This is a genomic window from Neobacillus sp. B4I6 (assembly GCF_050434045.1).
GTDB lineage: Bacteria > Bacillota > Bacilli > Bacillales > Cytobacillaceae > Neobacillus.
The window spans coordinates 3,936,686-3,959,959 of the sequence record NZ_JBNPWB010000002.1; the positions used below are offsets into that span (position 1 = coordinate 3,936,686).

At 39.0% G+C, this 23,274-nt stretch carries 45 protein-coding genes; 2 read left to right on the forward strand and 43 right to left on the reverse strand.

Features of this window, described 5'->3' with window-relative positions; translation table 11 throughout:
* Positions 1–52 precede the first annotated feature (52 nt).
* From QF028_RS21660 to QF028_RS21790, 27 genes are all read right to left on the reverse strand, one after another.
* Positions 53–2,800, reverse strand: coding sequence for a hypothetical protein (locus tag QF028_RS21660; RefSeq protein ID WP_429468640.1), 2,748 nt, complete (start codon positions 2,798–2,800; stop codon positions 53–55).
* Between the two features lie 42 nt (positions 2,801–2,842).
* Positions 2,843–3,106 (reverse strand): hypothetical protein, encoded by a 264-nt coding sequence (locus tag QF028_RS21665; protein ID WP_429468642.1) that lies wholly within the window; start codon positions 3,104–3,106, stop codon positions 2,843–2,845.
* 54 nt (positions 3,107–3,160) lie between these two features.
* Entirely contained in the window at positions 3,161–4,129 is a 969-nt protein-coding gene (locus QF028_RS21670; protein WP_429468644.1) for a N4-gp56 family major capsid protein, read from the reverse strand.
* Positions 4,130–4,141: 12 nt separating this feature from the next.
* On the reverse strand, positions 4,142–4,888 hold the full coding sequence (locus QF028_RS21675; protein ID WP_429468646.1) for a hypothetical protein: 747 nt from the start codon (positions 4,886–4,888) through the stop codon (positions 4,142–4,144).
* Between the two features lie 79 nt (positions 4,889–4,967).
* A complete protein-coding gene (locus tag QF028_RS21680) occupies positions 4,968–6,779 on the reverse strand; it encodes a hypothetical protein (protein ID WP_429468648.1) in 1,812 nt (603 codons plus the stop codon).
* Between the two features lie 4 nt (positions 6,780–6,783).
* Positions 6,784–7,035 (reverse strand): hypothetical protein, encoded by a 252-nt coding sequence (locus tag QF028_RS21685; protein ID WP_429468650.1) that lies wholly within the window; start codon positions 7,033–7,035, stop codon positions 6,784–6,786.
* Entirely contained in the window at positions 7,032–7,172 is a 141-nt protein-coding gene (locus QF028_RS21690; protein ID WP_429468652.1) for a hypothetical protein, read from the reverse strand. Before QF028_RS21690 ends, QF028_RS21685 begins: the two co-directional genes overlap by 4 nt.
* Positions 7,166–8,479 (reverse strand): PBSX family phage terminase large subunit, encoded by a 1,314-nt coding sequence (locus tag QF028_RS21695; RefSeq protein ID WP_429468655.1) that lies wholly within the window; start codon positions 8,477–8,479, stop codon positions 7,166–7,168. Before QF028_RS21695 ends, QF028_RS21690 begins: the two co-directional genes overlap by 7 nt.
* Positions 8,472–8,891: a terminase small subunit gene (locus QF028_RS21700; RefSeq protein WP_429468658.1), complete on the reverse strand. Its 420-nt coding sequence runs from the start codon at positions 8,889–8,891 to the stop codon at positions 8,472–8,474. Before QF028_RS21700 ends, QF028_RS21695 begins: the two co-directional genes overlap by 8 nt.
* A gap of 684 nt (positions 8,892–9,575) precedes the next feature.
* Positions 9,576–10,001 carry an ArpU family phage packaging/lysis transcriptional regulator gene (locus QF028_RS21705; protein ID WP_429468660.1) on the reverse strand — a complete coding sequence of 142 codons (426 nt, stop codon included), beginning with the start codon at positions 9,999–10,001 and terminating at the stop codon, positions 9,576–9,578.
* Positions 10,001–10,399 carry a hypothetical protein gene (locus QF028_RS21710; protein ID WP_429468663.1) on the reverse strand — a complete coding sequence of 133 codons (399 nt, stop codon included), beginning with the start codon at positions 10,397–10,399 and terminating at the stop codon, positions 10,001–10,003. The genes QF028_RS21705 and QF028_RS21710 overlap by 1 nt, the downstream gene beginning before the upstream one ends.
* Positions 10,400–10,502: 103 nt before the next feature.
* Complete coding sequence (locus tag QF028_RS21715; protein WP_429468665.1) at positions 10,503–10,934, reverse strand: DUF1064 domain-containing protein; 432 nt, start codon at positions 10,932–10,934, stop codon at positions 10,503–10,505.
* Complete coding sequence (locus QF028_RS21720; protein WP_429468668.1) at positions 10,921–11,046, reverse strand: hypothetical protein; 126 nt, start codon at positions 11,044–11,046, stop codon at positions 10,921–10,923. The genes QF028_RS21715 and QF028_RS21720 overlap by 14 nt, the downstream gene beginning before the upstream one ends.
* Positions 11,046–11,579 carry a dUTP diphosphatase gene (locus QF028_RS21725; protein WP_429468671.1) on the reverse strand — a complete coding sequence of 178 codons (534 nt, stop codon included), beginning with the start codon at positions 11,577–11,579 and terminating at the stop codon, positions 11,046–11,048. Before QF028_RS21725 ends, QF028_RS21720 begins: the two co-directional genes overlap by 1 nt.
* Positions 11,576–11,845, reverse strand: coding sequence for a hypothetical protein (locus tag QF028_RS21730; RefSeq protein WP_429468674.1), 270 nt, complete (start codon positions 11,843–11,845; stop codon positions 11,576–11,578). Before QF028_RS21730 ends, QF028_RS21725 begins: the two co-directional genes overlap by 4 nt.
* Before the next feature lie 11 nt (positions 11,846–11,856).
* Positions 11,857–12,279, reverse strand: a complete 423-nt coding sequence (locus tag QF028_RS21735; protein ID WP_429468677.1) for a single-stranded DNA-binding protein — start codon at positions 12,277–12,279, stop codon at positions 11,857–11,859.
* 151 nt (positions 12,280–12,430) lie between these two features.
* Positions 12,431–12,943, reverse strand: coding sequence for an HNH endonuclease (locus tag QF028_RS21740; RefSeq protein ID WP_429468679.1), 513 nt, complete (start codon positions 12,941–12,943; stop codon positions 12,431–12,433).
* Positions 12,934–13,215 carry a hypothetical protein gene (locus QF028_RS21745; protein WP_429468682.1) on the reverse strand — a complete coding sequence of 94 codons (282 nt, stop codon included), beginning with the start codon at positions 13,213–13,215 and terminating at the stop codon, positions 12,934–12,936. The genes QF028_RS21740 and QF028_RS21745 overlap by 10 nt, the downstream gene beginning before the upstream one ends.
* Positions 13,215–13,361, reverse strand: coding sequence for a hypothetical protein (locus QF028_RS21750; protein ID WP_429468684.1), 147 nt, complete (start codon positions 13,359–13,361; stop codon positions 13,215–13,217). The genes QF028_RS21745 and QF028_RS21750 overlap by 1 nt, the downstream gene beginning before the upstream one ends.
* Positions 13,361–13,525 carry a hypothetical protein gene (locus QF028_RS21755; protein WP_429468687.1) on the reverse strand — a complete coding sequence of 55 codons (165 nt, stop codon included), beginning with the start codon at positions 13,523–13,525 and terminating at the stop codon, positions 13,361–13,363. The genes QF028_RS21750 and QF028_RS21755 overlap by 1 nt, the downstream gene beginning before the upstream one ends.
* Positions 13,526–13,544: 19 nt before the next feature.
* Positions 13,545–14,231: a hypothetical protein gene (locus tag QF028_RS21760; protein WP_429468690.1), complete on the reverse strand. Its 687-nt coding sequence runs from the start codon at positions 14,229–14,231 to the stop codon at positions 13,545–13,547.
* Positions 14,228–14,407, reverse strand: coding sequence for a hypothetical protein (locus tag QF028_RS21765; RefSeq protein ID WP_429468693.1), 180 nt, complete (start codon positions 14,405–14,407; stop codon positions 14,228–14,230). Before QF028_RS21765 ends, QF028_RS21760 begins: the two co-directional genes overlap by 4 nt.
* A 34-nt stretch (positions 14,408–14,441) precedes the next feature.
* Entirely contained in the window at positions 14,442–14,756 is a 315-nt protein-coding gene (locus tag QF028_RS21770; protein ID WP_429468696.1) for a hypothetical protein, read from the reverse strand.
* A 145-nt stretch (positions 14,757–14,901) separates the two neighbouring features.
* Complete coding sequence (locus QF028_RS21775) at positions 14,902–15,720, reverse strand: ATP-binding protein (RefSeq protein ID WP_429468698.1); 819 nt, start codon at positions 15,718–15,720, stop codon at positions 14,902–14,904.
* A complete protein-coding gene (locus QF028_RS21780) occupies positions 15,656–16,414 on the reverse strand; it encodes a helix-turn-helix domain-containing protein (protein ID WP_429468700.1) in 759 nt (252 codons plus the stop codon). Before QF028_RS21780 ends, QF028_RS21775 begins: the two co-directional genes overlap by 65 nt.
* Entirely contained in the window at positions 16,401–16,748 is a 348-nt protein-coding gene (locus tag QF028_RS21785; protein ID WP_429468703.1) for a ribbon-helix-helix domain-containing protein, read from the reverse strand. Before QF028_RS21785 ends, QF028_RS21780 begins: the two co-directional genes overlap by 14 nt.
* A 213-nt stretch (positions 16,749–16,961) precedes the next feature.
* The gene (locus QF028_RS21790; RefSeq protein ID WP_429468706.1) at positions 16,962–17,177 is read right to left on the reverse strand and encodes a helix-turn-helix domain-containing protein; all 216 of its coding nucleotides are present in this window, start codon (positions 17,175–17,177) and stop codon (positions 16,962–16,964) included.
* Between the two features lie 185 nt (positions 17,178–17,362).
* Between QF028_RS21790 and QF028_RS21795 the strand changes: the two genes are divergently transcribed.
* Positions 17,363–17,575, forward strand: coding sequence for a helix-turn-helix domain-containing protein (locus tag QF028_RS21795; RefSeq protein WP_429468708.1), 213 nt, complete (start codon positions 17,363–17,365; stop codon positions 17,573–17,575).
* A 57-nt stretch (positions 17,576–17,632) separates the two neighbouring features.
* The gene (locus tag QF028_RS21800; RefSeq protein ID WP_429468710.1) at positions 17,633–17,827 is read left to right on the forward strand and encodes a hypothetical protein; all 195 of its coding nucleotides are present in this window, start codon (positions 17,633–17,635) and stop codon (positions 17,825–17,827) included.
* 49 nt (positions 17,828–17,876) lie between these two features.
* On the opposite strand, the gene QF028_RS21805 is transcribed toward QF028_RS21800, so the two are convergent.
* The 16 genes from QF028_RS21805 to QF028_RS21880 all read right to left on the reverse strand — a co-directional run bounded on the left by QF028_RS21805 (position 17,877) and on the right by QF028_RS21880 (position 23,235).
* Entirely contained in the window at positions 17,877–18,083 is a 207-nt protein-coding gene (locus QF028_RS21805) for a DUF1653 domain-containing protein (RefSeq protein WP_429468712.1), read from the reverse strand.
* A gap of 25 nt (positions 18,084–18,108) precedes the next feature.
* On the reverse strand, positions 18,109–18,282 hold the full coding sequence (locus QF028_RS21810) for a hypothetical protein (RefSeq protein WP_429468715.1): 174 nt from the start codon (positions 18,280–18,282) through the stop codon (positions 18,109–18,111).
* Positions 18,283–18,286: 4 nt separating this feature from the next.
* Positions 18,287–18,454, reverse strand: coding sequence for a hypothetical protein (locus QF028_RS21815; RefSeq protein ID WP_429468717.1), 168 nt, complete (start codon positions 18,452–18,454; stop codon positions 18,287–18,289).
* Positions 18,447–18,878 (reverse strand): helix-turn-helix domain-containing protein, encoded by a 432-nt coding sequence (locus QF028_RS21820; protein WP_429468719.1) that lies wholly within the window; start codon positions 18,876–18,878, stop codon positions 18,447–18,449. The genes QF028_RS21815 and QF028_RS21820 overlap by 8 nt, the downstream gene beginning before the upstream one ends.
* On the reverse strand, positions 18,862–19,080 hold the full coding sequence (locus QF028_RS21825; protein ID WP_429468722.1) for a hypothetical protein: 219 nt from the start codon (positions 19,078–19,080) through the stop codon (positions 18,862–18,864). Before QF028_RS21825 ends, QF028_RS21820 begins: the two co-directional genes overlap by 17 nt.
* Positions 19,080–19,313 (reverse strand): hypothetical protein, encoded by a 234-nt coding sequence (locus QF028_RS21830; protein ID WP_429468724.1) that lies wholly within the window; start codon positions 19,311–19,313, stop codon positions 19,080–19,082. Before QF028_RS21830 ends, QF028_RS21825 begins: the two co-directional genes overlap by 1 nt.
* Complete coding sequence (locus QF028_RS21835; RefSeq protein WP_429468726.1) at positions 19,310–19,456, reverse strand: hypothetical protein; 147 nt, start codon at positions 19,454–19,456, stop codon at positions 19,310–19,312. Before QF028_RS21835 ends, QF028_RS21830 begins: the two co-directional genes overlap by 4 nt.
* Positions 19,457–19,699: 243 nt before the next feature.
* On the reverse strand, positions 19,700–19,924 hold the full coding sequence (locus tag QF028_RS21840; protein ID WP_429468728.1) for a hypothetical protein: 225 nt from the start codon (positions 19,922–19,924) through the stop codon (positions 19,700–19,702).
* Positions 19,925–19,952: 28 nt separating this feature from the next.
* On the reverse strand, positions 19,953–20,483 hold the full coding sequence (locus QF028_RS21845; RefSeq protein WP_429468730.1) for a hypothetical protein: 531 nt from the start codon (positions 20,481–20,483) through the stop codon (positions 19,953–19,955).
* A 56-nt stretch (positions 20,484–20,539) separates the two neighbouring features.
* Positions 20,540–20,698, reverse strand: coding sequence for a hypothetical protein (locus tag QF028_RS21850; RefSeq protein ID WP_429468732.1), 159 nt, complete (start codon positions 20,696–20,698; stop codon positions 20,540–20,542).
* A 38-nt stretch (positions 20,699–20,736) separates the two neighbouring features.
* Positions 20,737–21,417 carry an ERF family protein gene (locus QF028_RS21855; RefSeq protein ID WP_429468734.1) on the reverse strand — a complete coding sequence of 227 codons (681 nt, stop codon included), beginning with the start codon at positions 21,415–21,417 and terminating at the stop codon, positions 20,737–20,739.
* Positions 21,410–21,544: a hypothetical protein gene (locus QF028_RS21860; protein ID WP_429468737.1), complete on the reverse strand. Its 135-nt coding sequence runs from the start codon at positions 21,542–21,544 to the stop codon at positions 21,410–21,412. The genes QF028_RS21855 and QF028_RS21860 overlap by 8 nt, the downstream gene beginning before the upstream one ends.
* Positions 21,545–21,991, reverse strand: a complete 447-nt coding sequence (locus QF028_RS21865) for an HNH endonuclease (protein ID WP_429468740.1) — start codon at positions 21,989–21,991, stop codon at positions 21,545–21,547.
* On the reverse strand, positions 21,988–22,467 hold the full coding sequence (locus QF028_RS21870; RefSeq protein ID WP_429468743.1) for a siphovirus Gp157 family protein: 480 nt from the start codon (positions 22,465–22,467) through the stop codon (positions 21,988–21,990). Before QF028_RS21870 ends, QF028_RS21865 begins: the two co-directional genes overlap by 4 nt.
* On the reverse strand, positions 22,467–22,967 hold the full coding sequence (locus QF028_RS21875; protein ID WP_429468746.1) for a hypothetical protein: 501 nt from the start codon (positions 22,965–22,967) through the stop codon (positions 22,467–22,469). The genes QF028_RS21870 and QF028_RS21875 overlap by 1 nt, the downstream gene beginning before the upstream one ends.
* Positions 22,968–23,049: 82 nt before the next feature.
* On the reverse strand, positions 23,050–23,235 hold the full coding sequence (locus tag QF028_RS21880; protein ID WP_429468748.1) for an excisionase family DNA-binding protein: 186 nt from the start codon (positions 23,233–23,235) through the stop codon (positions 23,050–23,052).
* Positions 23,236–23,274: the final 39 nt, after the last annotated feature.

Genomic DNA, 23,274 nt, shown 5'->3' on the forward strand with positions numbered 1-23,274 from the left:
AAGGCTCTGAATTTCGTTCTTGAGTTTCGACTCACTTTTGTCCAAAGATGAATTAATGTTTCCACAAATCCGCTCTCCAAGTCGCTGTTGTTGGGGTAATAGCACCTGCGGTTGGATTAGATACACGGACTGTTATGGTGCTTCCTGCACTAACCCAAGCAGACCACACCAACCCTGCTCCTATGTCGGCATTCGGTGAAACATAACAGTTATCACCAATACTTGCACCTGACACCGTAATTGTTTGAATAGCAGAACCTTGTGCTGGAATACTCCCAAATCCGCTAAGAGAAGCAGTTGCGGATAAATGCCCTTTGAGAGCTGTACCACTGTTTAATTGAATGTTAGCCGAGAAATTTAAGTTCCCTTGTCCGTTAGTACCATCAGTCCCACCACTTGCCATAATACGAGCGTCAAAGTCGTTCGCGCTTCCACTTGAATGAAAGTCTAGATAAGGCGTACCTACTGTTGATGTAGAACCGACTTCAACACCCTGATTCGCCCCTGTTAAACTCATAGTGCTACTTGAGTTAATTGAACCGCCTACCGTTAAGTTTCCTGTAGTAGTTGCTACAGGTAAGGCTACTGTACCAGTAAACGTTGGAGAGGCTATTTTTGCATATTTTGAATCTAGTGTCACACCACCCTCTTGTATAGCACCACTTACTTTAAAGTTAGCAGCAGTAACAGTTAAATCACCACCACCATTCGATCCATTCGTCCCACCTGATGCCATAAACCGAATATCATAATCATTTACAAACCCTGATGAGTGCCAATCTAAAAATGGAGTTGTTGCATTACTAATGGAACCATGCTCAATTCCCACATTTCCCGTCGCCATTGTAGAATCTATAACAGTAGAAGCAACACTTTTTATCGTTTCAAAATGTAATGATTTCTTTGCATTTGTTGTGTCAAGCACCACACCATTTTTACGTATGATGTTTGTACAGCTAGACGGTTCAAAATCAAGAATAGTAATTGTACTTGAATTATCGTAACTAATAGCATCTAGACACTTCGCAATAACGGCTGTAGTCACAATAATATTTGAACTTGTTGATGCTTTCAGACCTATTGATTGGTATGATGTTCCATAAACCATATCATTGGTTGTTAAGAATAATTTTTGAATACTAGCATTTGATGCTGAAATAAAATTGACAAAACCATTAGATAAGCCACCAAGTGCGATAGTACCCAAATGCAACGAACCACAGGTATTAAATGTTAAACTGGATTCTGTTATATTTCTAAAAAGATTCTCATAGTGAAGGATGGTTATATCATACGAGTTTTTAAATAATGAGCCATGAGAACATAATTGATCCCAAATAGTTTTATAGGCACCGAATGAGTCTGTGTGTCCACTATCTGGGCCATGTATTAACGCTCTACCACATTGGGTTGCGAATACTTCAACTGTATTTTGTGTGCTTACATAGTTATTAGCATCTTCATAACTACCCATTACTTTCCAAACCGTACCAGCATAATTTAATCCGAATACTTTCACGTCAGTACTAGCAACGTTATTGATGCAAAAGGCAGTATCTGAACCACATCCACCATCATTTACTCGTAACTGCAACCTTCCTCCTGTCATACGTTTAACGGTAAGAGCAGTACCTAGCCCTGATTGCGGTTTTAATACACCCTCCATATCCACATTAAATTCATATTGGTGGTCAATATCCCAGATTAACGGGGATGTTGTATTATAAACCCCTTCTGAAATCTTAATGGAACGCCCTAGTGGAAAAGCAAAATTAAACGTATCTGTTAAGGCTTGTGTATCATCGTGCTGTACCGCTTGTGTAGTTACAGATGTAATAGCGTTTGTAGATAAGGTTAGTGTATTTGTTCCACCACCAGCTACAATTTCGGCAACCAATGTCCCTGCTAATGAAGTGGAAGGTGCTATGGTGGTTGGTAAATTCCAAAAATTTGTATAGGAATCTACACCAAAGTCATAAAATGTTGTTGTATTTTCAGGTGTTGTACCTAATAGTTTACCTCGTCCATAAATTGCATATGAAACCGCACCGCTAACAGGTGACCAAGACAATGAATTATAGTTAGCGTAGTTCATTGCTGTTGCAATATCAGCGTAAGAACTACTGAATAATTTACTTGTTGTGGTAGTAATAGCCGAACTCGCAGTAGAACAACCTCCATTAGCATCTAATGCTACAACTTGATAGGAATATGTTGTCGTTCCCGCTTGCCCTACATTACTTATTGCTAATCCATCCGGAGCAACTAATGCGCACGGTGTCCCTGCGTGAGCAATTGCAATGCCTTGACCATCTTTAAAATCAATCGCACTAGCCAAAGTTAATTGATTTGAACCTGCATTTATCGTTCCTGTTGTTGATTGTTTAGAACCACTTGCCCCGAACCATTTAGGATTTACACTTATATCAGATTGAGATGCTTTTTGTACCAAAGATGTCGTAAGGGCTGTGATTTTATCATCTAAAATAATCTCGTCCTCTTCATCGGAATCCTGGTAGGAACAGGTTGCCCGGAACCCCCCCACACCCAATGAAGATTTAATGGAGAAGGCTGTAAAGGTTTCATTCAATGTAATCCCACGGTAAGCCGGAACAGATACATTTGATTGGGTCCCGACGTTCACAAGTAACTCCACGGGACTGATATTGTATATTTGCAAGGTTTCCTGTTCGATGTTGTCAGGAATGGAGAACGTCACATTATTTGTACCAACGCTATCAACAAATTCAGTGACCACGAGGCTTCCGTTTCGTCTAGGTTGATTTGTGATTAAAGGCATGGATAAACCCCCTTATAAAGAAAAAAGAGCCTGTTTAGGGCTCTATACTTCATTGAATTTTTCCATATTAAATTCAGCTTCAACCGTACGACTATAGGAGTCGTTCCATACTTCGGCAACAACTTCTGGTACTTCAAGCTGCTTACCTACTGCTAGGATAAATTCTTGCCCGTTAATGATAACCGTTCTGTGTTTAGCTGGGTTACTTCTATCATGAGGGATGAATAATTTCACTTTCGGTTGTGCCAAGATTGCGTCACGATCGGATAATAGTTCTTTTTCTACTTCTTTTTGTGTTTTAGACATTAAATTTCCTCCTCATAAATAAAAAGGGAGCCGAAGCCCCCTTCATTTGTTTTATTAAACAATTGCACTTTCATAACGAAGAATCGATTTTTCTTGAAGACGAACAGCAGTAAAGACTGATTTCCATGCGATTGTGCTATATAGGTTCATTGGGTTAGAAGTGTCGTTACTGTCGCCCTTAGAGTTTTTAACGATGATTTCAGGCTTAGAAGAACCTTGAACATCAGGGATACCATAAGCGCCATCTCCAATGATAATAGAACCATAGACATCAATTCCACCCGCGCCCGCACCAGTAAATACAGGAGCCGTGTTAGCCTCTAGGAAGTAGATGCCGTACATTTGTCCAGCAATACCTTGTTCACGGTTTTTTACGTCAACATAGGTATTTTGTTCTTTCCATTCAGTCAGATTCATGATAGCCGCAATGACTTCTGGGTGAGTAAACTGAACATATCCTTTACCACCGTTAGGAAGTTTGATTGGTTTTACATTGTTTTTCACAAGAATTGTACGACATTTGATAATGTCAGCCGCCGAAATCTTCATTCCTGCTGCAACTGTCACACGAGAACTTGCTGTAGATGCGTATTTAACGTTTGTTCCTGCTGCTACAATGTCGCGCACAATGATATCCATAGAAAGACCTGCATGATCCCCAAACATTTGAGCAGTTTCCGTAACAACCGGATCCAATCCAGTCAGGTCTAGGAAGTCAGAAGTTTTTGTCCATGCACCGTATTGTTTTACAGTAGCAGAAATTTTATTGATCGTTAAATCGATGCCATCAGGAGTGGTACCCTCGACAATGGCATTCGTGCTTAGTGTAGGAAGCTCTAAACGTCTGAATGAAGTAGTAGCCCCTGCTTGTTTCGGAATGTTTTGTTTCTTACCGTAATTCATGAATACTACGTTATCAATTAAGCGTTCGAGCATCGCTCTTTGGTAAAATTCCGCTTGCTCCGCTGTTAATGTTGCATATCCTGCTCCACCTTGTGAGTATGTTTGAATGTTAGTTGCCATCTATAATTCCCCCTATAATTGTTTTCGTTCTCCCCTTAATACTTGGTCTACTAAGCTGCCAAAATCCTTTTGTGAGAGGTTACTGACACTTTTCGTGTGTGGAACATCTCCGCCGCCTAATGAACCTGGTGAGGATTGAACATTTTGTTGTAGTTTTTGGATAGCTTCTTGCTCTTTTTGTTGAGCAAGTTTCGAAAAGTTAAGCTCTAAATACGCATGCAACAACGGAACACCACGCTGTTCTTTCACAGTGAATAATTCTTCCGTGAGATCATCGGGTTTTAAATCAGGAAATCGTTCGCGTAACTGTTCAACTTCCGATTGGATCTGCCGTTGTTCCTGTTCTTTGGCTCTCATTTCCCTTGCATACTGCATATCAGGGTGAGTTTCCAAGAGCTTGTTAAAGGCTTCGGGGTCAACCCCTGCATCTTCATAACGTTGGCGCTCTTCTGCCTCTTCTAAGGCTGAAATAAACTCTTCGTGGGTTTGGTATCCCGACAATTGAGCAACACGGTTTAGATGCTGTTCATATTCTGTGGCGCGCTGTTGTACCTTTTCGTAGTTAAGCCCCTTTTGAATGTAGTCGGGTGCCTCATCGTAGGATACTTGGCGCTCTTCTTTGTTGTATTTAACCGTGAAATAATTCGGCTCCTGTGTGGTGACAGGTTCCTGTGTTTGTGCTGGTTCTTGCTGTATCGATGGTTCCTGTGTTTCTGGTTCGGGAGTGGTTTGGCTGCCACCTAATAATTCTTCTGACATTTGAAATCCTCCTTCGCTATGGTTGGCGAATAGTATTGAGCAGTTTATAGCGTCATGCTAAGGACAAAATAAAAAAGCCTTATTGGGCTTCTTGTTCAGACATTAATTGATTCATAATGGCATCTTGTTCTTCGGGTGAAAGCTTTTCAAAGGCTTTCTGTTGATGTTTCGGCAATTGAGCTAATAGTCGGTCAAAGTTGTGGGGGGCTTCCTGTTCCGTAGCCGCTTGTTCCTGTTCCGCTATCATGTCATCCGCATACACTTGTTGCTCTTCTTCCATCTGTTGTTCTTGCATCTGCTGTTCTTGCATCATCATTTGTTCTTCTTGCTGCGCTTGAATATCTTTTAACAATCTGTCTTTAAATGGTACAACGTTGTTAGGAACGTACTTCAAATACATCTCCAATGTAATCTGCTGCGTATCAAACAGCTTATCTAATGAGGACATCATGAGTGTTTCCGAATAAGAAGAAGATGGTCCAATGTCCACTTTCATGCTCATTTCAATATCTTTGTATTTCTCACCATTGAATACGGCACTTTGTGGCTCTCCGTCATCGTTTTTCACCGCGATCATACGGTCCGTATTGTAGTACACTTGCCACATATCTAGCCAAACATTTCCTGTGTCCTCCATCGCTTGGTAAAATCTCCGTTTGATGGATTCTAACGGAATACCGGACGCTTTCTGTAACATCATAATGGCTGATGCGTTGAGTTGGCTTCCCATGTTTTCCCCTAAGGCTGATTCATTGGCGCCCGCTACCTCTTTTGTTTTCGATAACAAGCTATCAATCAAGTTGAAGGAGCCTGTCGATACATTGGCAGGATTCAGATATTGGACAGCGTTTCCTACCGAGTTACCTCCACCGCCACTGTTCACGTTGATGACTTCACCTGGAGTGTTGGTCACATTCCCTTGAACAATCGCACGATCCACAATCACTTTCGGCCATCCTGTTAATTGAGTGGACAGTATTTGCATCGCAATTAAAAGATTGAGCGCCTTTTGATTCGGGATTAATGTTTCTGTATCACCTACACCGAATATAGACCGTTTACGGCGTTCCCACTGCATGACAATAAGAGGGTATAGTTTCAATCGCATGTTTGTTTGTGGCTTCACCACGACCCCGCTAGCGACTTTAAGGAAGTGAACTTCGCCGTTCTCTTTCCAATACTTTGTAATAACCGTGAGCTTATCTTTATCAGCCAGTTCTTTCTTGGCTAAGTCATAGGCTTGGTCTTGCGTATCACTGTCCGACTTAATCAAAGCAATCATTTCCTGTGGGACTCCATTCGCCTCTGCCTCTTTGCGAACATTTGCGACTAGATCACGATAGGTAATAATGTTATATGGTTGTTGCTGGACATTACGGTTTTGTGGATTACCGGGAAAGTAATTAACCGGGTCAATAATCTCACCGCATATCTTCCCTTGGTATTTCAGCTTATTGCCACCGTATTTACTCGTATCATAGTAATAGTGCCAGATGCCTGTACCGACATTAGACGCACTATCCAAGGCTTCCTCGTTAAGCTCCTGCTGTTTCACTTCTTCCCATGTGGTATCCGCATAACGGGTATAAAGGTCAGCTGCTTCATATTCTGGAGATCCTTCATCTGCAACCTCACTTGCTGAAAACACCATCTTGATATTCTCATTCATGACAGATGCAACCTTATGATTTTCAATTTGCTTAATCATGTTCACGACTGGACGTGGGAGTGTTTTCGTTTTATCGGTTACTGGTGGCCACTGTATGCCCGCTTTAAACCGTTCGGACTCTGCCCACTTATCCAAGAATCCCATCTGCTTCTTATACTCCAAACCATCCTGATATTGCTTTACTACCGTGCTTGCTTGCTCTAATGCACTGTCTAGTTTCATTTACTCACCTGCTTTCTTCTGCCCCGTTTACCCATTCATCCAAGATGTTCTGCAGCTCTTTACCTTGTTGTGCTGCTGCTTGCTTCTCTTGTTTCGCATCGATAATCGGTTGAATAGGATTGGGTATCTCTAATGTAGGAGCTTCTTGCTTGCTGGTTTGAATCTGCCACTTTAACCCCAGTTGTACGGCTTTCAACGTTAAAAAGCCCACGACAACGGCTGTCAGTGGGATACATAAAGCTAATATAATTGTCATTTGTACTCACCTGTTATCAGATTGTATTCTGCATTAACACCACATTTTATACATTCCACTTCTACCTTGTTCGGGTCACCAGTTGTTGCATTTCGTCTAATTACCTGATGAACGCATTTTTTATCTTTTTCTACCATTCGATATACCCCTTTTCAGGTTCGTCATTGTTAAACATCCAGTGAGCGTTGTCTTTCTTCTTCACCTTCTGTTCTTGCATATGATTAATGATCTCGTCATTGAGACAGTACCGAGTCGCATCAATCGCATGATTGTTTTTATCAGAGAATTTTGCTTTGAAGTTGCCGTTCGCATCCTTCTCGAGCTCATAGGTTAAAAACTCTCTCGCTGTCTCTGGACATCGCACATCATCAATCACAATTTGTTCTAAACCTTGAAGAAACTTAATCCCGTATTCAATCGAGTCAGGACCCTTTTTCACTCCTGTTACCCTCAATCCTAGTTGATTCAATTCGGATATCGATTTTGGTTCAGCTGAATCAGCTTTGACTAGGTCGTTCGATATGTTTTCTTGTTGTATATGTTCAAAGGCAGCATAGTTTGATAAGCCTACCTTGTATAGTTCATGGAATATATAGAGCCTTTTCTTTTTCCTATCGTAATGAGCCGCAATATAAGCGAGTGGATCTATCGCATAACCAAAGTCAATTGCTCGTTTGATGTTGAAGAAACCGCTGATTTCTTCATCACTAATCTGTCGTATCTTCACATTGTCGAAGACTTCTCCGCCTGTTCCCGTGACTTCTCCCAGGTATTCATGCTGATACGAGGTGGGTTTCACTTCTTTCAGGTGTTCAGCTTCTACTATAAACTGTTCTCCTAGCCATTCTTTCGGCACGGTTAAGTAATTGGAATGATGGAACAACCTATCTTTCCTAGTGAGCTGCACTTCTGCATTGACCCAGTTGTTCGCACTCTTTGGTGGGTTATAGCTGTAGAATACAACAAACGATGAACCACCACGCATGAGAGACTGGTTAATCATCCGTATCTCTTCCATACCGCCAAACTCATCCACTTCCTCATACCAAAGGAATTTACAATAGCCTTTGGAGAATTTAATGGACTTAATCTTTTTCGGCTTATCCGCACCACGGAATATTATCTTCTGTCCCGTGGGAATATAAGTTAATCCTAATGGGCTTATGCTATCATGCCAATATTGACCGACACCTAAGACTTCTATAGCCCATTGGAGTTGTTCATACACCGAATCCTTTAAGGTATCCTTAACTTTTCGCATAGCAACAGCATTCGCTTGTGGATCACTCATGATTCCTAATATGGTTTCGATTGCTACGAATGAGGATTTTGTACTCCCTCGCCCTCCACCAAACCAATAATGAACATGGTTCCCTTGCTTAATGTCCTTGTGAATTGCCTTAAAAGATGGAGCCACTATATTGGATAGCTTAACTTTACTCATCTAAATCATCTACAATGGTCACGCCTAGATTACCCTCTATTTGCTGTTTATCTGTCCATAAGGTGTACCGCTTGCCGAGTAATTCAGCAGCCTTTGTACGGTCCTTTATAGAAGGCGTGTTATCAACTAATTCAAAGTGATCTTTCGCAAACATCGGAATGGTTTCTGTTTCCTCACCTCGAAGGACATTTGTAAGAAACTGCAGCACTTCATCCTGGTCAGCTATCTTCTTAATATCCTTTTTAGCGAGTCTTTCCTCTATATAGGCACGAATGCCACTATGTGCCACTAACTTATAAGCATTCCCTCTTGCATACCTTTCACTATAACCAGCCTTAATTGCTGCTTGTTCAGCATTCCCTAGCTGTAAATAGTAATCAGCGAAGTCTTTATGTTGTGGTTTCAGTTTCACATCATTCACCGCCTCCAAAGAAAAAAGCACCCCGAAGGATGCTCCTCTGTTACTTATAATCCGCCCGTGCCAGGATCTACTAACTTATCTCCGCCCGGTTTAGTTCCTGTATAACCGCCTACTCTTTCACTCATGATTATCACTCCCTTGTCTTAATTATATACGACATCAAAGAGATAATTCCTTCATTTTCTCTCCACAAGATACCATAATATCCTCTAGACAAAAAATAAGCGACTGCCCCCACCTTTGGCATTTGTGCCGCTTAATTACCCGCCCGAAGGCACACCATAAAAAAGACGATGCTCCCTAAAGCACCGCCGCCGAATACCTAAGAGTACGGAAAATACTTGTCGAGGATATTTCCGTATCCTATTAGATTACCTGATACTATCATCATATTACTTAAATCATTATATTTCACGGCTAATTTACTGCGTTATTCTGCCAATAAATATTTCGTTAATCTTTGTAGTGCGACGTTAGCAAAAGTCACTCCAACTCATCCCAACTAAATACATATAACAAGTTGAATTACATGTTCCGAATGTTTTGTGATATGAATTATTCTTTAAATCCAAACGTCTACCGCACTCTTGACAAAAAGAAAATTCATTTAGCTTAGTAAATCTCCATCTTTGCTTTTTCAAACTTTCTCAACTCCTTTAACGACACAATTTATGTCTAATCTGCCATGATTCCGAATGCTTCTGCCACGACTGCAATCATTTCTCGCTTTAATCGATAATAGGTTCTATCTGGAATGACTAAATCCGAATACACATCGATGTCCTGTTGATCCAATAAGTATCGACGGTCCCATATTCGTTGTTGCATGGGCCGTAAGGAGTTATAAACTAAGTCTAATTTTCGTAAGGTTCGAGTGTATTCATCTAATTCAATTTCAGTGAGAGCAATCTTTTCTGGTTCACTATAGAATTGATTTCCTCTTTGGCTTTCTGAACCTTGGTAACTCGCAACCAACTTCGGTTCTAAATCCATCTTCTTACTTTCGATAATTGCTTCATACATTTTGTAACGGCTCATCAGCTTCTCTGCCTGACGTTTTACCTCTTTCGTGAGTTTTACATCGAGTAAGGTTAATTGCATCAACTTCCCCTCCTGCTGGATCCGTCCTCTATATCGATTTTTACTTTATATTTTAAGGCGTTGATTTCCTCTTTGGTGCTCTCAAAGGCATTGGACCATCTTTTCATGTTCCCATATGCTTCAGCTTCCATTCCCCTTAGAAAAACTACTGCTAATTCTGCTTCGGCTGCTTTGTTTTTCTCTGCATCAATATAAGCTTGAGCATGGACTCTTTTTCTTTCCGCATAGATCATCTTGTATCGTTCCGAAAACTCTGCTGCCATCTTCCCGATTAATACTAATTGTTTGGAGAGGATTTCTATTCGCTGGATTCTACTTTCGTCCGGGACTTGTTTTAATTGGTTATTGTATTTGACTAGTTCCTGGAGATAATCATCAGTCCAGTCTTTTTTTTGCATCGGAATACCCCTTTTCATATTGCCTAGCTGAAAATATCGCACAGGTGCTAAATCCAATCATTCCACCGATAAACAAAGCAATCATGACCATTCATACACCTTCTCACATGTATTTCCATTCGCCCTTTACTTGCTTAACGACTAATAATTCACGGCAATACCTATACTCAAACATTTTTTTTACATAGTTGAATTTAGCGTCCTTAAATCCACCCTTAACATCAAAATACGAAGGAGAACCTTTTTTCCAAATCACTCTAAAGTCTGGAGTGTATGTCCAAGGTTGGCGAGTAATCAACCCTTTACCTCCGCACCTTTTACATTTGATTTGTTTTCCTGTCTTTGGTGATTTGACGCATCCACCTGTACAACGTCCACAACTTATTTGGAATGCGTTCATTAACACGAATGACGGATGAACATCTATTTTAAGTACATCATTTCGACTTTTAAGGTGTTTATAAAACTCTCCTTCTGTTAAACTATCGAACTCGTATCCATCAATAGTTGTTTTGACACTATTAATTTTTGCCATTGGTTTTTGCCTCATAAATTTTCTCTAACTGTTCTTTGTTCAAACTCTGTAAGTATTCAAAGGAATAATTGGTTATCATGGTTAAGAGGGAGCGCAATTCATCAGATGACATTAGTAAACCCCCGAATCCTGTCTAGCGTGATTGATTTCGTTCTTGGTGAAATAAGCTTTTTCTACTTCATCCCAGGTAAAGCCGAGCATTTCGCCTAAGCTGATGTACAACTCCAATCCTTCATGATAATATCCAGCATTACCAATTTCGCAATATTCCCAATCGGTTTTGAATAGAGCTGTGAATTGTCCTTCAATCGTTGCATACTTAATATCGTCTATAGCTAAACCTGATATTTCTTTATCAATTCCATGTTCTAAACCAATTTCCAACACAAAATGCAATCCGTCCACATATTCCTCAAGCAAAGGATTGTAATACTCTTTATCCTCTTCCATCATGCAAGGCACTCTTACAGCTGAAGTGTGTGGTAATTGATTCACACTCCAAAACTTAAACCCTCTCCACTCATTTGCACATTCTCCTAATTCGACTAATAATGCCAAAATGAGCTTATTGAATCTATCTGGTTCGTTGTATCCAATTCGATCACGTAAAACTTTCTGCATACTGAATAATTTTTCTAGGTTCATGCTCCATTTCTCCTCTTTACCCTGCTGCCATACAGGTTATATTTTAGTAATTGCTTTTTTACTTCCCAATCTTCTACTCCGAATTTGTCCGCTATTTGGTTTTCACTTAAACCCATTCCCCAATATTTCAATAATTTTTGCAGGAAGGTGGGACCCCAGTTTTTAAGCTGGAGCTCCACACAGGCTTTATACTTGAATTCGAGTGGACAATCATCATGTAATGCGATGGTTAGTAATTGTTTTTTAGTTGCTTCATCAAAGTTCATGAGGTTCACCATCAAAATGGTAACTCATCATCTGAAATATCTATTTGTCCGTTCCCTGCGAATGGGTCGTTATCTACCCTTGTGGAAGGTGGTTGCTGTTGTCCGGGATTCTCTTGTTTCTTTTTATCCGGGAAATCAAATCCATTCACAACCACTTCTGTAAAATAGGCTTTTTCGCCATTGTCTTTATTCCAGATGCGAATTTGCAGTCTTCCTGTGACTCCGAATTTGTCACCCTTTTGAACATGGTTTGCCATGATTTCAGAAAGCTTGCCTAATACAACCAGGTTAATAAAATCAGTTTCATATTCACCTTTCTGATTTTTAAAGTCTCGTCTTACTGCAATGGTGCCACTTCCTACGGGTTTACCATTAGGTGTATATTTCAGTTCAAAATCTTTCGTAGCGTTGCCAGTTAAGGTAATTACGTTCATTTGTTTTTCCTCCTATGTTCTCTTTTCGTTCGTATGTTGATTGACATATAATTTAAATTGGATTCTTATTGCCTATTTTTCGATAAAAACAATATAAGATAGTTTCTTAATCATGCTTTCATTGACAACGCACACCTGAAGTTCCTCTTTATCAACTGTCTTTTCTGTCCATTCCTTGACATACACTTTTTTCGGCACGTTCTTCCTCACCTTTCATAAAGCGTTCGTATGCTTCATCCGTGGTGTTGTTTATTAGACCTTCTTTAAACAAGGTATATTTATCCGCCCAATACCATTTCCCGTAAATCGTTTCCCTATCTTCCCTTAGCTGATCCGCATAGCTTTTATATTTATGAGCGAACCCATGACATCTGTTGCACAATGGAGCAAGATTCCTCCAGTTGCCAGAGCCCATCTGCGAACGAAAAGTTATATGATGGGCCTCGATAGGTGTAAAACCACAATTCAAGCAATACTCCCCGAATTCTTTTATCATTCGTTTATAGGCTGATTCTGTGATTCTGGTACGTTCCTTTTTAGATGGAATGATTCTTCCTCGATGCAAGTTAGGGTTTTTCTTTTTCTTCGGTCGCTTTTCTTTGAATTTCGGTTTATCCTTTGGCTTGGAAATAGGCTTAGGCACCGGGTAAAAGTTTAAATCCATAAAGAAACCAAATCCCTTAATGCTTTATTTTCCTTTTCGTACAACTTAACCGTATTCCCAACATGCTCATTGGCTTTCTTTAAGCTGGTAAGCTCATAATCTACCTTTTCCAGCCGATTAAAAGTTTCAATGTATTGATCCTGTGAGTTTTTCTTCTGCTGTTCTAATTCCTCAATATATCCTTTTACCTTGTCGTGCAGGTCAGGTCTATGATGTAATTCGGTTCTTACTTCCACCATTAGTTTTTGATAATCATTGAGGTAATCAGCCATTATTTTTCCCTCCGTTTTAGAAGTTCTTGAATTCTCCGTTCTCTTTCTTCCTGGTCCGGCTTGGGATTGATCAGCTGCATATGTTCTCTTAACTGCTTTTTAAACTGCATACTATCGTGATCAACTATATATTTAGGTTTCTTCATCACTTAACCTCCAATATTCTGATTTCGTTTTCTGCCTCGATTTTTCTTCCAAAGCGATAACACTCAATTGCTATATGTTTTTCGTGATCCGTTAGTTTGCGATTCCATGTTTGCTCCAGGTGGTAAATGACTTCGTTGTAAAAAATTTGATCGTACTTAAACATTTCCTCACCCTTTCATCAGCTATTTCGCTTCCCTTAATAATTCCAATTCCTCTTTTAAATTAAAGACAGCACGTTCAATCTTTGATGCTCTTGACTTGCCTTTTATGTGTTTTGGATAACCATTTATAGCCATCATGAACCATGTGGATGAATCCACACTATAAATATCGCAATGGTCTAAAATCTTTCTGCTGCTACTTCCTAAAAGATGAAATTTAATCTCTGGATACTGCCAAGATAATAACCGCACCCATTCAGAAACTTTGTTTTTATCCTTTTCAGGAACCGTTTCACCCAATCCGATATAATCCGTTTGATTCCTATATAGTTCCAAAAACATTTCATGTGATTTGTAATGGAATACTGGGATAGGATTAAGCCCTTTTTCTTTCATGATCTGCCAGTATCTATAAGACATTTGACTATCGCCGATTACATCAAGAGAAAAATAATGGTGTATATATTCTTTGTTTTCTTCGATGTAATTCATATAGTCTGTTAAAGCAATCCCTTTTCCTTTTGTAAAGGCTGAATAAGCTCCACTATCTAACATAATTTCAGGAGTGTAACCTAAACGCTCCACATAGTCCTTTAATGGTTTGTTACGGAAATAATAGTATGATAACAGCAATCTTGGTGGTTTAACTTGATGCAATGCTTCTAACTCAGCTGTAGAGGAATCAACCGCAACATGATAAATTTTCATTCGCCAATTAGCTCCACTTGTTCGAGTCTGTATCTATACACTCTTTCTACACCAAAGTCCACAAACACATAACCCTTGGTTTTGTTTATTCTTATAACTTTAGCCATTGGAGAAAATGTATGGATTCCTATTCCGTCTTTTATCACTCGTACATAATCCCCTTTTTTTATCTCCATTTTCTCACTCTCCTTGTGACGCTTTTTGGGTCAATTACCAAATACGCCATCCATCTCTTGGCTTAATTTTTCCTTTCATTACCCGATCTAGTGCTAACAGTAAAACCGCTGTTTCCGTTCGTTCCATTTCATAGGCGATTTTCGTTAAAGGTGTGTCTTTTTTCCACCAAAAATCAAATTCTTTGATTTCCGTCCGGCCCCAGAAGAAGTCGGCATCTTCGACCTCTTCCAAAGCTATATAGATAGATCTTCTTTGATTACGTAAGTAGAACGCTTCTATCTTCCCTATCGCTTTTTGTTCGCTGGTACTGGTTATAACTTGGTGCGGATCTTCCAAAGAATTCTTCATACTGCTTATTCAACCTTTCCAAGAAGCTTTCAAATTTTTGTTCTTGGGCTTGCTTATTCGTACATTGAGTACAGGAGCAAGGAATGGTTTGATACACTCCTGGCATGATTTGTTGGTAGGTGGTATGTCTCATTAAGCACCTCACTTATAAGTCTTTAAACCGTTCCATCCTTGCCTTTGCTTTTTCTCTCCGATAACTGGTAGCTTCATTCTGAATGGGTTGACTGATTTCTATTAAGCGATCATAGGCCCGTTTGCCTATCCTCTCGGCTAATTCTTTCGGTTCTAGGTTAGACGTAGCCATAATAGGTTTAACCTTCTTATAACGTCCATCTACGATTCTAAAGATGACTTCTTGCACCCAATCCGATACTTTCTCAGCTCCGATATCATCAATTATGAGTAGGTCACACATCTGCAATCCCTTCATAATTTCTGATTCTGTTTCCACGCTGTTTTTATTGAAGGTGGCTTTTATTTTTTCTAATAGGTCCGGCATACTGATGAAAACGACTCTTTTTCCTCTGGCGGTTAATTCATTAGTAACGGCTGTAGCTAAGTGGGATTTTCCATTACCAGGTTCCCCCCAAAACATTAAGCTCTCGCCTTCCCATTCATCGAATTCCTCTACATACTTTTTAGCTAATTTAAAGCATTTTTCCGAACCGTTCCGTACGATAAAGTTAGTAAAGTTTGATTCATTGAACCTTTCACCAATATCATGTATAGAAAAGAGTCGCTTTAATTCAGCTTCTTGCTTCCGCTCTTCTGCTCTCTTGATCGGTTCCATTGCTTTTTCAGCTTCACATTTGCAAACAGGCTGCACGAACCTTTTTTTGCCTAAAATTTCTATTTCTAATTTAGGTACTTCTTTTTGGCAGTAAGGGCAAACACGAATGTCAGAGTGAGAGTGAGTCATATTCGCTTGAATTAGGTTTTCGACCACCTTGTTTAGTGCGTTCATTCTTTTCTCCCTTCACCTTATCAACTACCCAATTAAGAATGGCTCGATAATCTGACTTATATTTCTTTCCGTTCGCACCTTTATAGTTATCTAAGACTTCAATCATTTTTTTAGTAAGAGGTTCACCGTGAACTTCCACTAATTTGTTGTATTCTGATTCCTTCATTTTCACGAATTCAGCATATTGGGTATATATATCTTTTGAATTAATAATTGGATTAATAATAGATGTATTAATATCCTCGTTGTTTTCGCCTATAGGGGTATAGTTGTTTTCGCCTATACCCTCTAGGTGTTTTCGTTGATACCCTATAGTTGTAATGACCCGCTTCTCGACTTGTTTCGTTCCTTCTTTATAAATCAGATGCACTTCCAGATATCCTTTTTTCGATAAGCTGGAAATGATTTTAGAGATACGGTCTTTACTGATATTAAAGAACTTGGCGAAATAATCATTTGAAGCAAAGCATTCATTGTTTTTAGCTAGGCTGTCTATTTCAGTTAGCAAGAATTTCTCTGTCCAGCCTAAATCTTCTGATAACCAAATATCTTTAGGGATCCAAACGCCTTTAAAATCTCTCTCCATTTTTTCACCTTCTTGAATAAAACTTGCCGAATGTGATATACTTCTAATAAGAAAATATTGTTCGGGTTCCCAATGTTGGCGCATTGGGGCTTTTTTATTGTTCAACAATGACCCATTTACCTTCCAGAATTTCTTCTATAGAAATCTCTTTAACATGAGATCCTTTTTTATATCCAGCATAAGGACCGGTTAAATCTTCATCTAAATACGATTCAATCAGTTTCCCTTTTTGATATTCTTCCATTGCTTCGTCAAAGCTCACAAATTTGGGTATCTTTGTTTCAAAAGCCCTAAGACCTTCTTCAATTAAATAACTAACAGTTTGCGAACGATTAGCTAATCGCATTTCAAAACGTAAATCCTCTATTTTCTTTAGTAAGTCTTCATCAATGGTTATATTGATGATTGGCTTTGCGTTCGGAAGCTTTTTCCATCCGGCCATTTATCTCACCTCCTTTTTAATGTAATCAATTGTATTTCCGATAAGCTCATAAGCTGCTTCGTTCTCTGTGAGTTGCAATACTTCATATAGATCATCTAAAAGCTGTTCTTTATTCATTTGCCTCCCCCCTTAGCCGTAACATCACCATAAACCACTCCAGTAATAAAAACCGCAACCATCATCAGCCAAACTCCAGTAAACATATATTCCCTCCTATTTCTTTAAAACTAGTAAATCGCCAATCTCACATTCTAACGCCGTGCAAAGCTTGACAATGGTATCGGACTTCATCCGATGTGTTTGCTTGTTGAGGACTTCTGAAATCGGCTTACGAGATAATCCAGAACGTTCACTTAACTCTTTGATCGTTCTAATATTTCTTTTGCCCATCATTTCTAAAAGATGTACTTCTAATGTTGGTTTGTTCATTTGCTCACCTCCTTGATTCAATTATACCACCCTTGGGTGGTTAGAAACAACCCTTGGGTATTAAATAATGCGAAAATATATTCGACAAATGTCAAAATGTGACAAAAGAATCGAAATTTGTTGAAACCTTTAGGTTTTATTTTAAATACAATTGTGTATAATAAACCTTGAAGGGGTGATACCAAATGGTAGTAAAAAACAACCTTAGAGTGCTAATGGCGAGAAAAGGAGTCAACATCCAAGACGTTTCTGATGCCACTGGACTTTCTAGGAAATCAATTTCTAAACTATATAATGAATCTTCTATCCAAATTACGTTTGATGTTATTGCTCGTTTATGTGTGTATTTCAACTGTGAAGTAAATGATCTGCTTTTCCTGGAGGGTTCCGAATCATAATCTCACCGCCTTGTATTTATGTAATACAAATCATTTAAAAAAAAGGAGCGAACACAAATGGCCCATGTACGATCTAATTGTAAAAACCTGTCCACTACTATTTCACTGGAAGAACCACTACTCATGATGGTTGAGGATTACCGTTTTACTAAGCGTAAGGATAACCGCAGCCAGGCGATTGCCGAACTGATTAAAAAAGGGTTAAAGTATGAAGCACTTTTGAATAAGAAGAAAGAGAAGATGTTGGGTTAATGCAGCCTAACATCTTTTTTTTGCACCGCAATTTGTTCGTAGAGTGACGTTAATCGTCAATTCCTGTATCTACTTGAAACTTTTCTAAAAACAAGTCTAAAGGTCTGATCCATACCTTAAAATTAGGATATAAAGCCATATAAACAACCATCGGTTCTAAAGTTTCGCTGTGTGTTGCGAGATTTATCACTTTATAAAGTTGTTTGTTTTTATTATTTTGATATATTCCATTTATCTTTAAATCTGTCCAATCCATGATTTTCACTCCTTCGTCTTTTAGGTCAAAGATGGCTATTCTTTACTTTGTTCTTACCCCCGTTGATATAACGAGGATGCACTAACGCATATTGATTGCCGTTAAAACTAATACTTGTGGGTTCCCCGTTCTTTGTTTTCAATACTTGAACGATTGGACGAAATGTTTCCCCTTTTTCCCGTAACTTAGGCTTTACCATTTGTTTATTCCTCACCTTCATGTGTAGCTGCATAGATCAGTTCTGTGATTTCTCCTACTGCATTTAAATGTGTTTGATTTTCCATGTTCATTTCACCTCTCCCTTTTTCCATTTCCTCGGCATGGTTGCTGCTACTTCTTTTAAAATCATCAGGTGTTAGATAATCAAACATTTGCATACACCGTCTTTTTGTTAACAATGTTCCATATAGTTGTTCTAGAAACACCGTATTTTCTAGCTAATTGGATTTGCGTACACTTCTTGTTTTGACATAATTCCCTTATTTCCGCTATTTGTTCAGCCTTAAACTTCTTTTGAGGTCTTACGCCACGCGATCCCACTGGCATCATCACTGCTTGTTCCGGTGTCATGCCGTTTTTTACTCTTTGTGTGTAAAGCGCATTGGATACTCTGTTTTGTATGGCCGTTTCCTTCCAATTCTCCCATTCGCTCGTCTTAACTGGAATAGGTTTAGTTATTGCTTTTTCAATACTCCAACCATAATCCCAAAAGCGTTGCTTTACATTTTTTCTAGATATCCCATTTTTCTCAGCTATGAGGTAATGTTCATCTGTTAGATCATCCGTTAGATACATTCTCTAATCCTCCCATATTAGTAAAAAGGTAAACTCGTAATTTTTTCATAATTCGCATGGAACGCTTTTGAGGCAGTCCATTTTTGCACCACAAGTTTAGAGTTACGGTGGAAACATATAAATAATCTGCTATCTGTCGTTTGCTTGATTGAGTCGATAACATGATGGTTCCTAACACTTCTCTGAAATGATCGGCTGTCATTATTCTTCATCCTTTTTGTTTTTAAGGTATGATTTTATCCAATAAGGACCAGTAATTGTATACAGGCACATTGCAAACAGTTTCGGATTTTTAGGATTTTCAATAAACGTAGACAACACTTTCTCATATACTTCTTTGTGCGTTTCATCGAAATCTTTATCAAGAACTGTCTTTAACCCTCCTATAAACCCTATAAACAACCAAACTAATAAACATATGGACAGATTAATCAAGATTGTCCCTCCTTTTCTTCTAACTCTTCGACACGCTTTAAGGCGAGTTGTAACTTGCAGTAATGCCCGTCCCTGGCGCGTTCAGAAAAAAAGAGCATATCCTTTAGCAATTGGATTTCATCTTTCAATTCCTGTTTATTCATTACTTCCCCTCCTTCTGCATACGAGCCATCCAACAGGAAGTTGATGTTCCTACCCTGGAGGTGTACCGCTCTTTTCTGCGGTCGTATTCGCCTCTTTCGGTACCGCTTGATTTGATTTCAGTGAGAGGGTAAGATAACTCCCACCCTCTATAAACTAAGTCGCTAATGGCTTGCTCAGCTTCGTGTTTGTGTTTACGTTTTATATTGATAATCACGGTCATTCCCCCAAAAAGAGAGGGGATTTTACTCCCCTAGATATTTAAAATCCGCTTGCATTTTGGCAATATCTCCGTTGTAAAACTTAAAGTAATAGTGACGATTTAAGGCAGTGACCCGGTCAATTGTCTCGTTTTGCTCACGCACCTTTTCGATTAAGCCATAGATCAAGGCGAAAGATTCTGTATCGGCAAGGTTTCCCATCAAAGCTTCCTGCTGCTGAAAGTATTGTTCAACTTGTTGAAGGTTCATTAGTGTTCCCTCCTTATTTTTCATACCGTTATTGCCAGGTAGCTACTCCACCCAATACTTTGTATGGGCCTTCTCCGTCTATTGCAAATTGGAAATTCACTCTTGCTTTACCGTTAGGCGCTATGCTTACAGATTGATCTCCACCAGCATATGGCTTTCCTTGGAATCCATCTTTATCTTGCACATTAAAGTCATAAGAGCTTATATACATTTCCGCACCCGTTGTGTTGGTTAGCTCTATATTAACGACTAAGACATATTTTGTTGGATCTTCGAATTGGTTTCTTTCAGCTGTTTTGGTTACATTGATTGTTTTAACATTCAAGCCGCTTTCAAAAGGAACTTCTTCACCAAATTTAAAGATGTTTTTCGGTTCTTCTTTTTCCACTACTGGTTGCTCTTCTTTTATAACTTCTGGTTTTGCTGCGGACTCGACGACTTTCGGAGAAGGTACTTTTGTTCCTGGACCATCATCATTAATGGCGATAATAGCAACGATAATAAATAATGCGATGAATCCCCCGAATACGATACCCGTAATTTTTAATGCTTTTTTCATTTGTCGTTTCCCCTTTTTGTATGTTTTTTAGTGATGCTATTTACTCGTATTGTTCACTAGCGATTATCTTTATTGTGAATCAAGTCAAATGCTTCTTCCTTTGTATAATCAGTTTTAATATTTTCATCTGCACATTTTGTGTAGTGTTTGTCGTGTTCTTCTTTTGTTCCGAACTTCTTTCCACAAACAACACAATCATTATCACCAAGCAACATTAAAAATCACTCCTTCGCCTTTTGCATCAAAGGAGCAATTAAGCCCCTTTCTTTTTCAATTCCTTTTGAGCTGATGTGATCCAGCCAGTAACCTTTGTAATGATGTCTTTTGCTTCTTTTGAAGTAAGGGAAGTTATGTCCGCAATCCCTAATGCTGTATAAACATCCGAATCTGTTTTTCCTCGTAACTGTGCAAATTCAAGGACCTTCGTTTCCAATGTTCCTAATTCCATCGAAGAAATCGGATCAGGCTTGCGATAGGATTCTGCTTTTTCTTGGAAAGCATCGGGATCATCTTTATCTGTAGCAATATTGAACTGTTTTAAAATGAAGTATTTTTCGGCATAAGTTAGAGCCTTCCCGACTCCTTTTTCTCCAGCTATATCTACCCCTTGACCGTACCATGGACATTCTATTGTTTCGTCTGGTTTATCGGCATTAACCCACGTCATGGTCATTATTAACTCTGTAAAGTAGGTTGTAGTCCGTTTGGTGACATTTCCGCTTGTATCTTTGAATTCTATTTGTGATTCTGAAATTTCTTTTCCGGTAATCCTAGGAATGAGTAGTAATCCGAGTTCATCCATTTTCGCCCGAACACTAGCGAGAACTTGAGAAGAACCCGTATATTTGTATTGTTTTCCTTCTGCTTCTTTTTTTAGATAAGGCACCGCTTTGCGCACCTCAACAAGTTTTTGATAAATATTTAATTCAGTCATAGTCTATAACCTCCGTATGAGTGATTTCAGAGCGTTCAATCATCATGTAATATGTTTGGTTGTCAATAGGTTGAAAACTATTAGAAACGGCAGTATGTGGCTTTCCGTTGATAAGGTAAATGACCAATTAAATTACCTCCCTATGATTTTTTGATGAATTGCAATTTCTGCATAGGGTTTGAAGATTACTTGGCTCAGTATCCCCGCCTTTACTAATTGGTTTTATATGGTCCACATTTGCCTTGTAACCGTCATTGACTCTTTCGTTGTGTACTCTGCATTTGCAAATTTGACAAGTCCAATTATCACGTTCGAATATTTCAATTCGACTATAAGGTGTAAATTCAACACCATATTTACGAGCGCGATGTTTGGCTACGCCTCTGTAAATTGCTTCTCTCCCGTGTTCTGTTTGCCTATATTCTTTTAATTTTTTTAACTCTTGTTCTCTATTCGCTTGATAACGATTATTTTTGCACTCCTTACAATCTGGTCGATACCCGTCACTTTTGCTATTATCCTTGCTGAAATCGCTATAATCTTTTTGCTTATTGCATTTACTGCAAGTTTTCATTTAATCCTCAATCCTTTCAATTGCTGGATTTCACAACCTGGCACTTCCCCGCCTTCTTTAAGGAAGGAAAGCACCGCCTTCTTGTCAAGTTTAGGAGCAACTGGTACCATATAATGAGAAGGTATAAGAGATTCATCCTTCACTAATACGCTTGGTGGGTTTGCTTGGATCGATACGGTAACGGTAGGACGTTTAATTTTATCGATTCCGGCAAACTCTAATTGTTCTTGTAGATAGGCTTTACAATTGCTTACCTTTGTTTCTAGCGCCTTCCTGCGGTCTGCTAGGCGTTTTTCTTCTGCTTTGATAGCTTCTATATCCCCATCTAAGCAACGGACGAATTTAGCGGTATTCTCGACCTTATCTTCTAGCGCTTCTTCAATAGACGATAATGTATCACGAAATACTTCTTCATCCATGCCATCTGCCAGATCCAGTAATTGAGTGTACCTTTGTGAGAGATCATATAACTTCATTATTCCTCTCCTCCCCTGCACCAAGAATTTTCAGCAACATATTGCATACAACATTCTGAGTTTTGATGAACGTAAACTTTTTCAACCACTCCCATAGTGAATTCATAAAACGTTTCACCCACCACAATATCTTCCTCACATCCTGCACACTCACCGATTACTTTTGATTCCTGTTCCCTTTCTTTCCATAAGCTATCGATTGTCATTGGATTATCGATTTCATGACACATGTTCTTCACCCCTGATAGGTCCACATCTTCCTGAAGGAATTCGCCATCAAAGAAAATATAGGTTTCAAAAATGTAATCTTCATTTTGAATTTTGTACCAGTTCGTACTGTTACTTGATTTCTGTTCATATGGACGGTTCGATATTTCGCTTAACTCTACCGCTACTTGCTCAGCTGCTTTTTTATCCCGGATATTATGGAATTTCACATCTACATCGCCGCCTAATTCTAAAGCCCGTTTGATGTACGCTAATTTTTGTTCGATTGTCATTTTGTCTTCCTCCCTTATAAAAGTGGTCTCCATAAGTGGACTGCGCAAAATTGCGCTGTGCAAATTCTTAGACACTTTCTCTTTAATTGGCTTGATTTTCTAACCATCCAAAAAACGCTTCTTTGTTCACTCTTTTTAATCGACCAACCCGGATAAGTGGAAATCCTTTGTACTCCATCATTTCGTATGCTATGCGTTTGCTGACCCCCATAATTTCAGAGATGTGATCTGCAGTAAGTATTAGTGGATAATCTGTTGTGTTTTTCATTTGTTTCTCCTCTCCTTTGTTCTCAAACAGAGAACATTT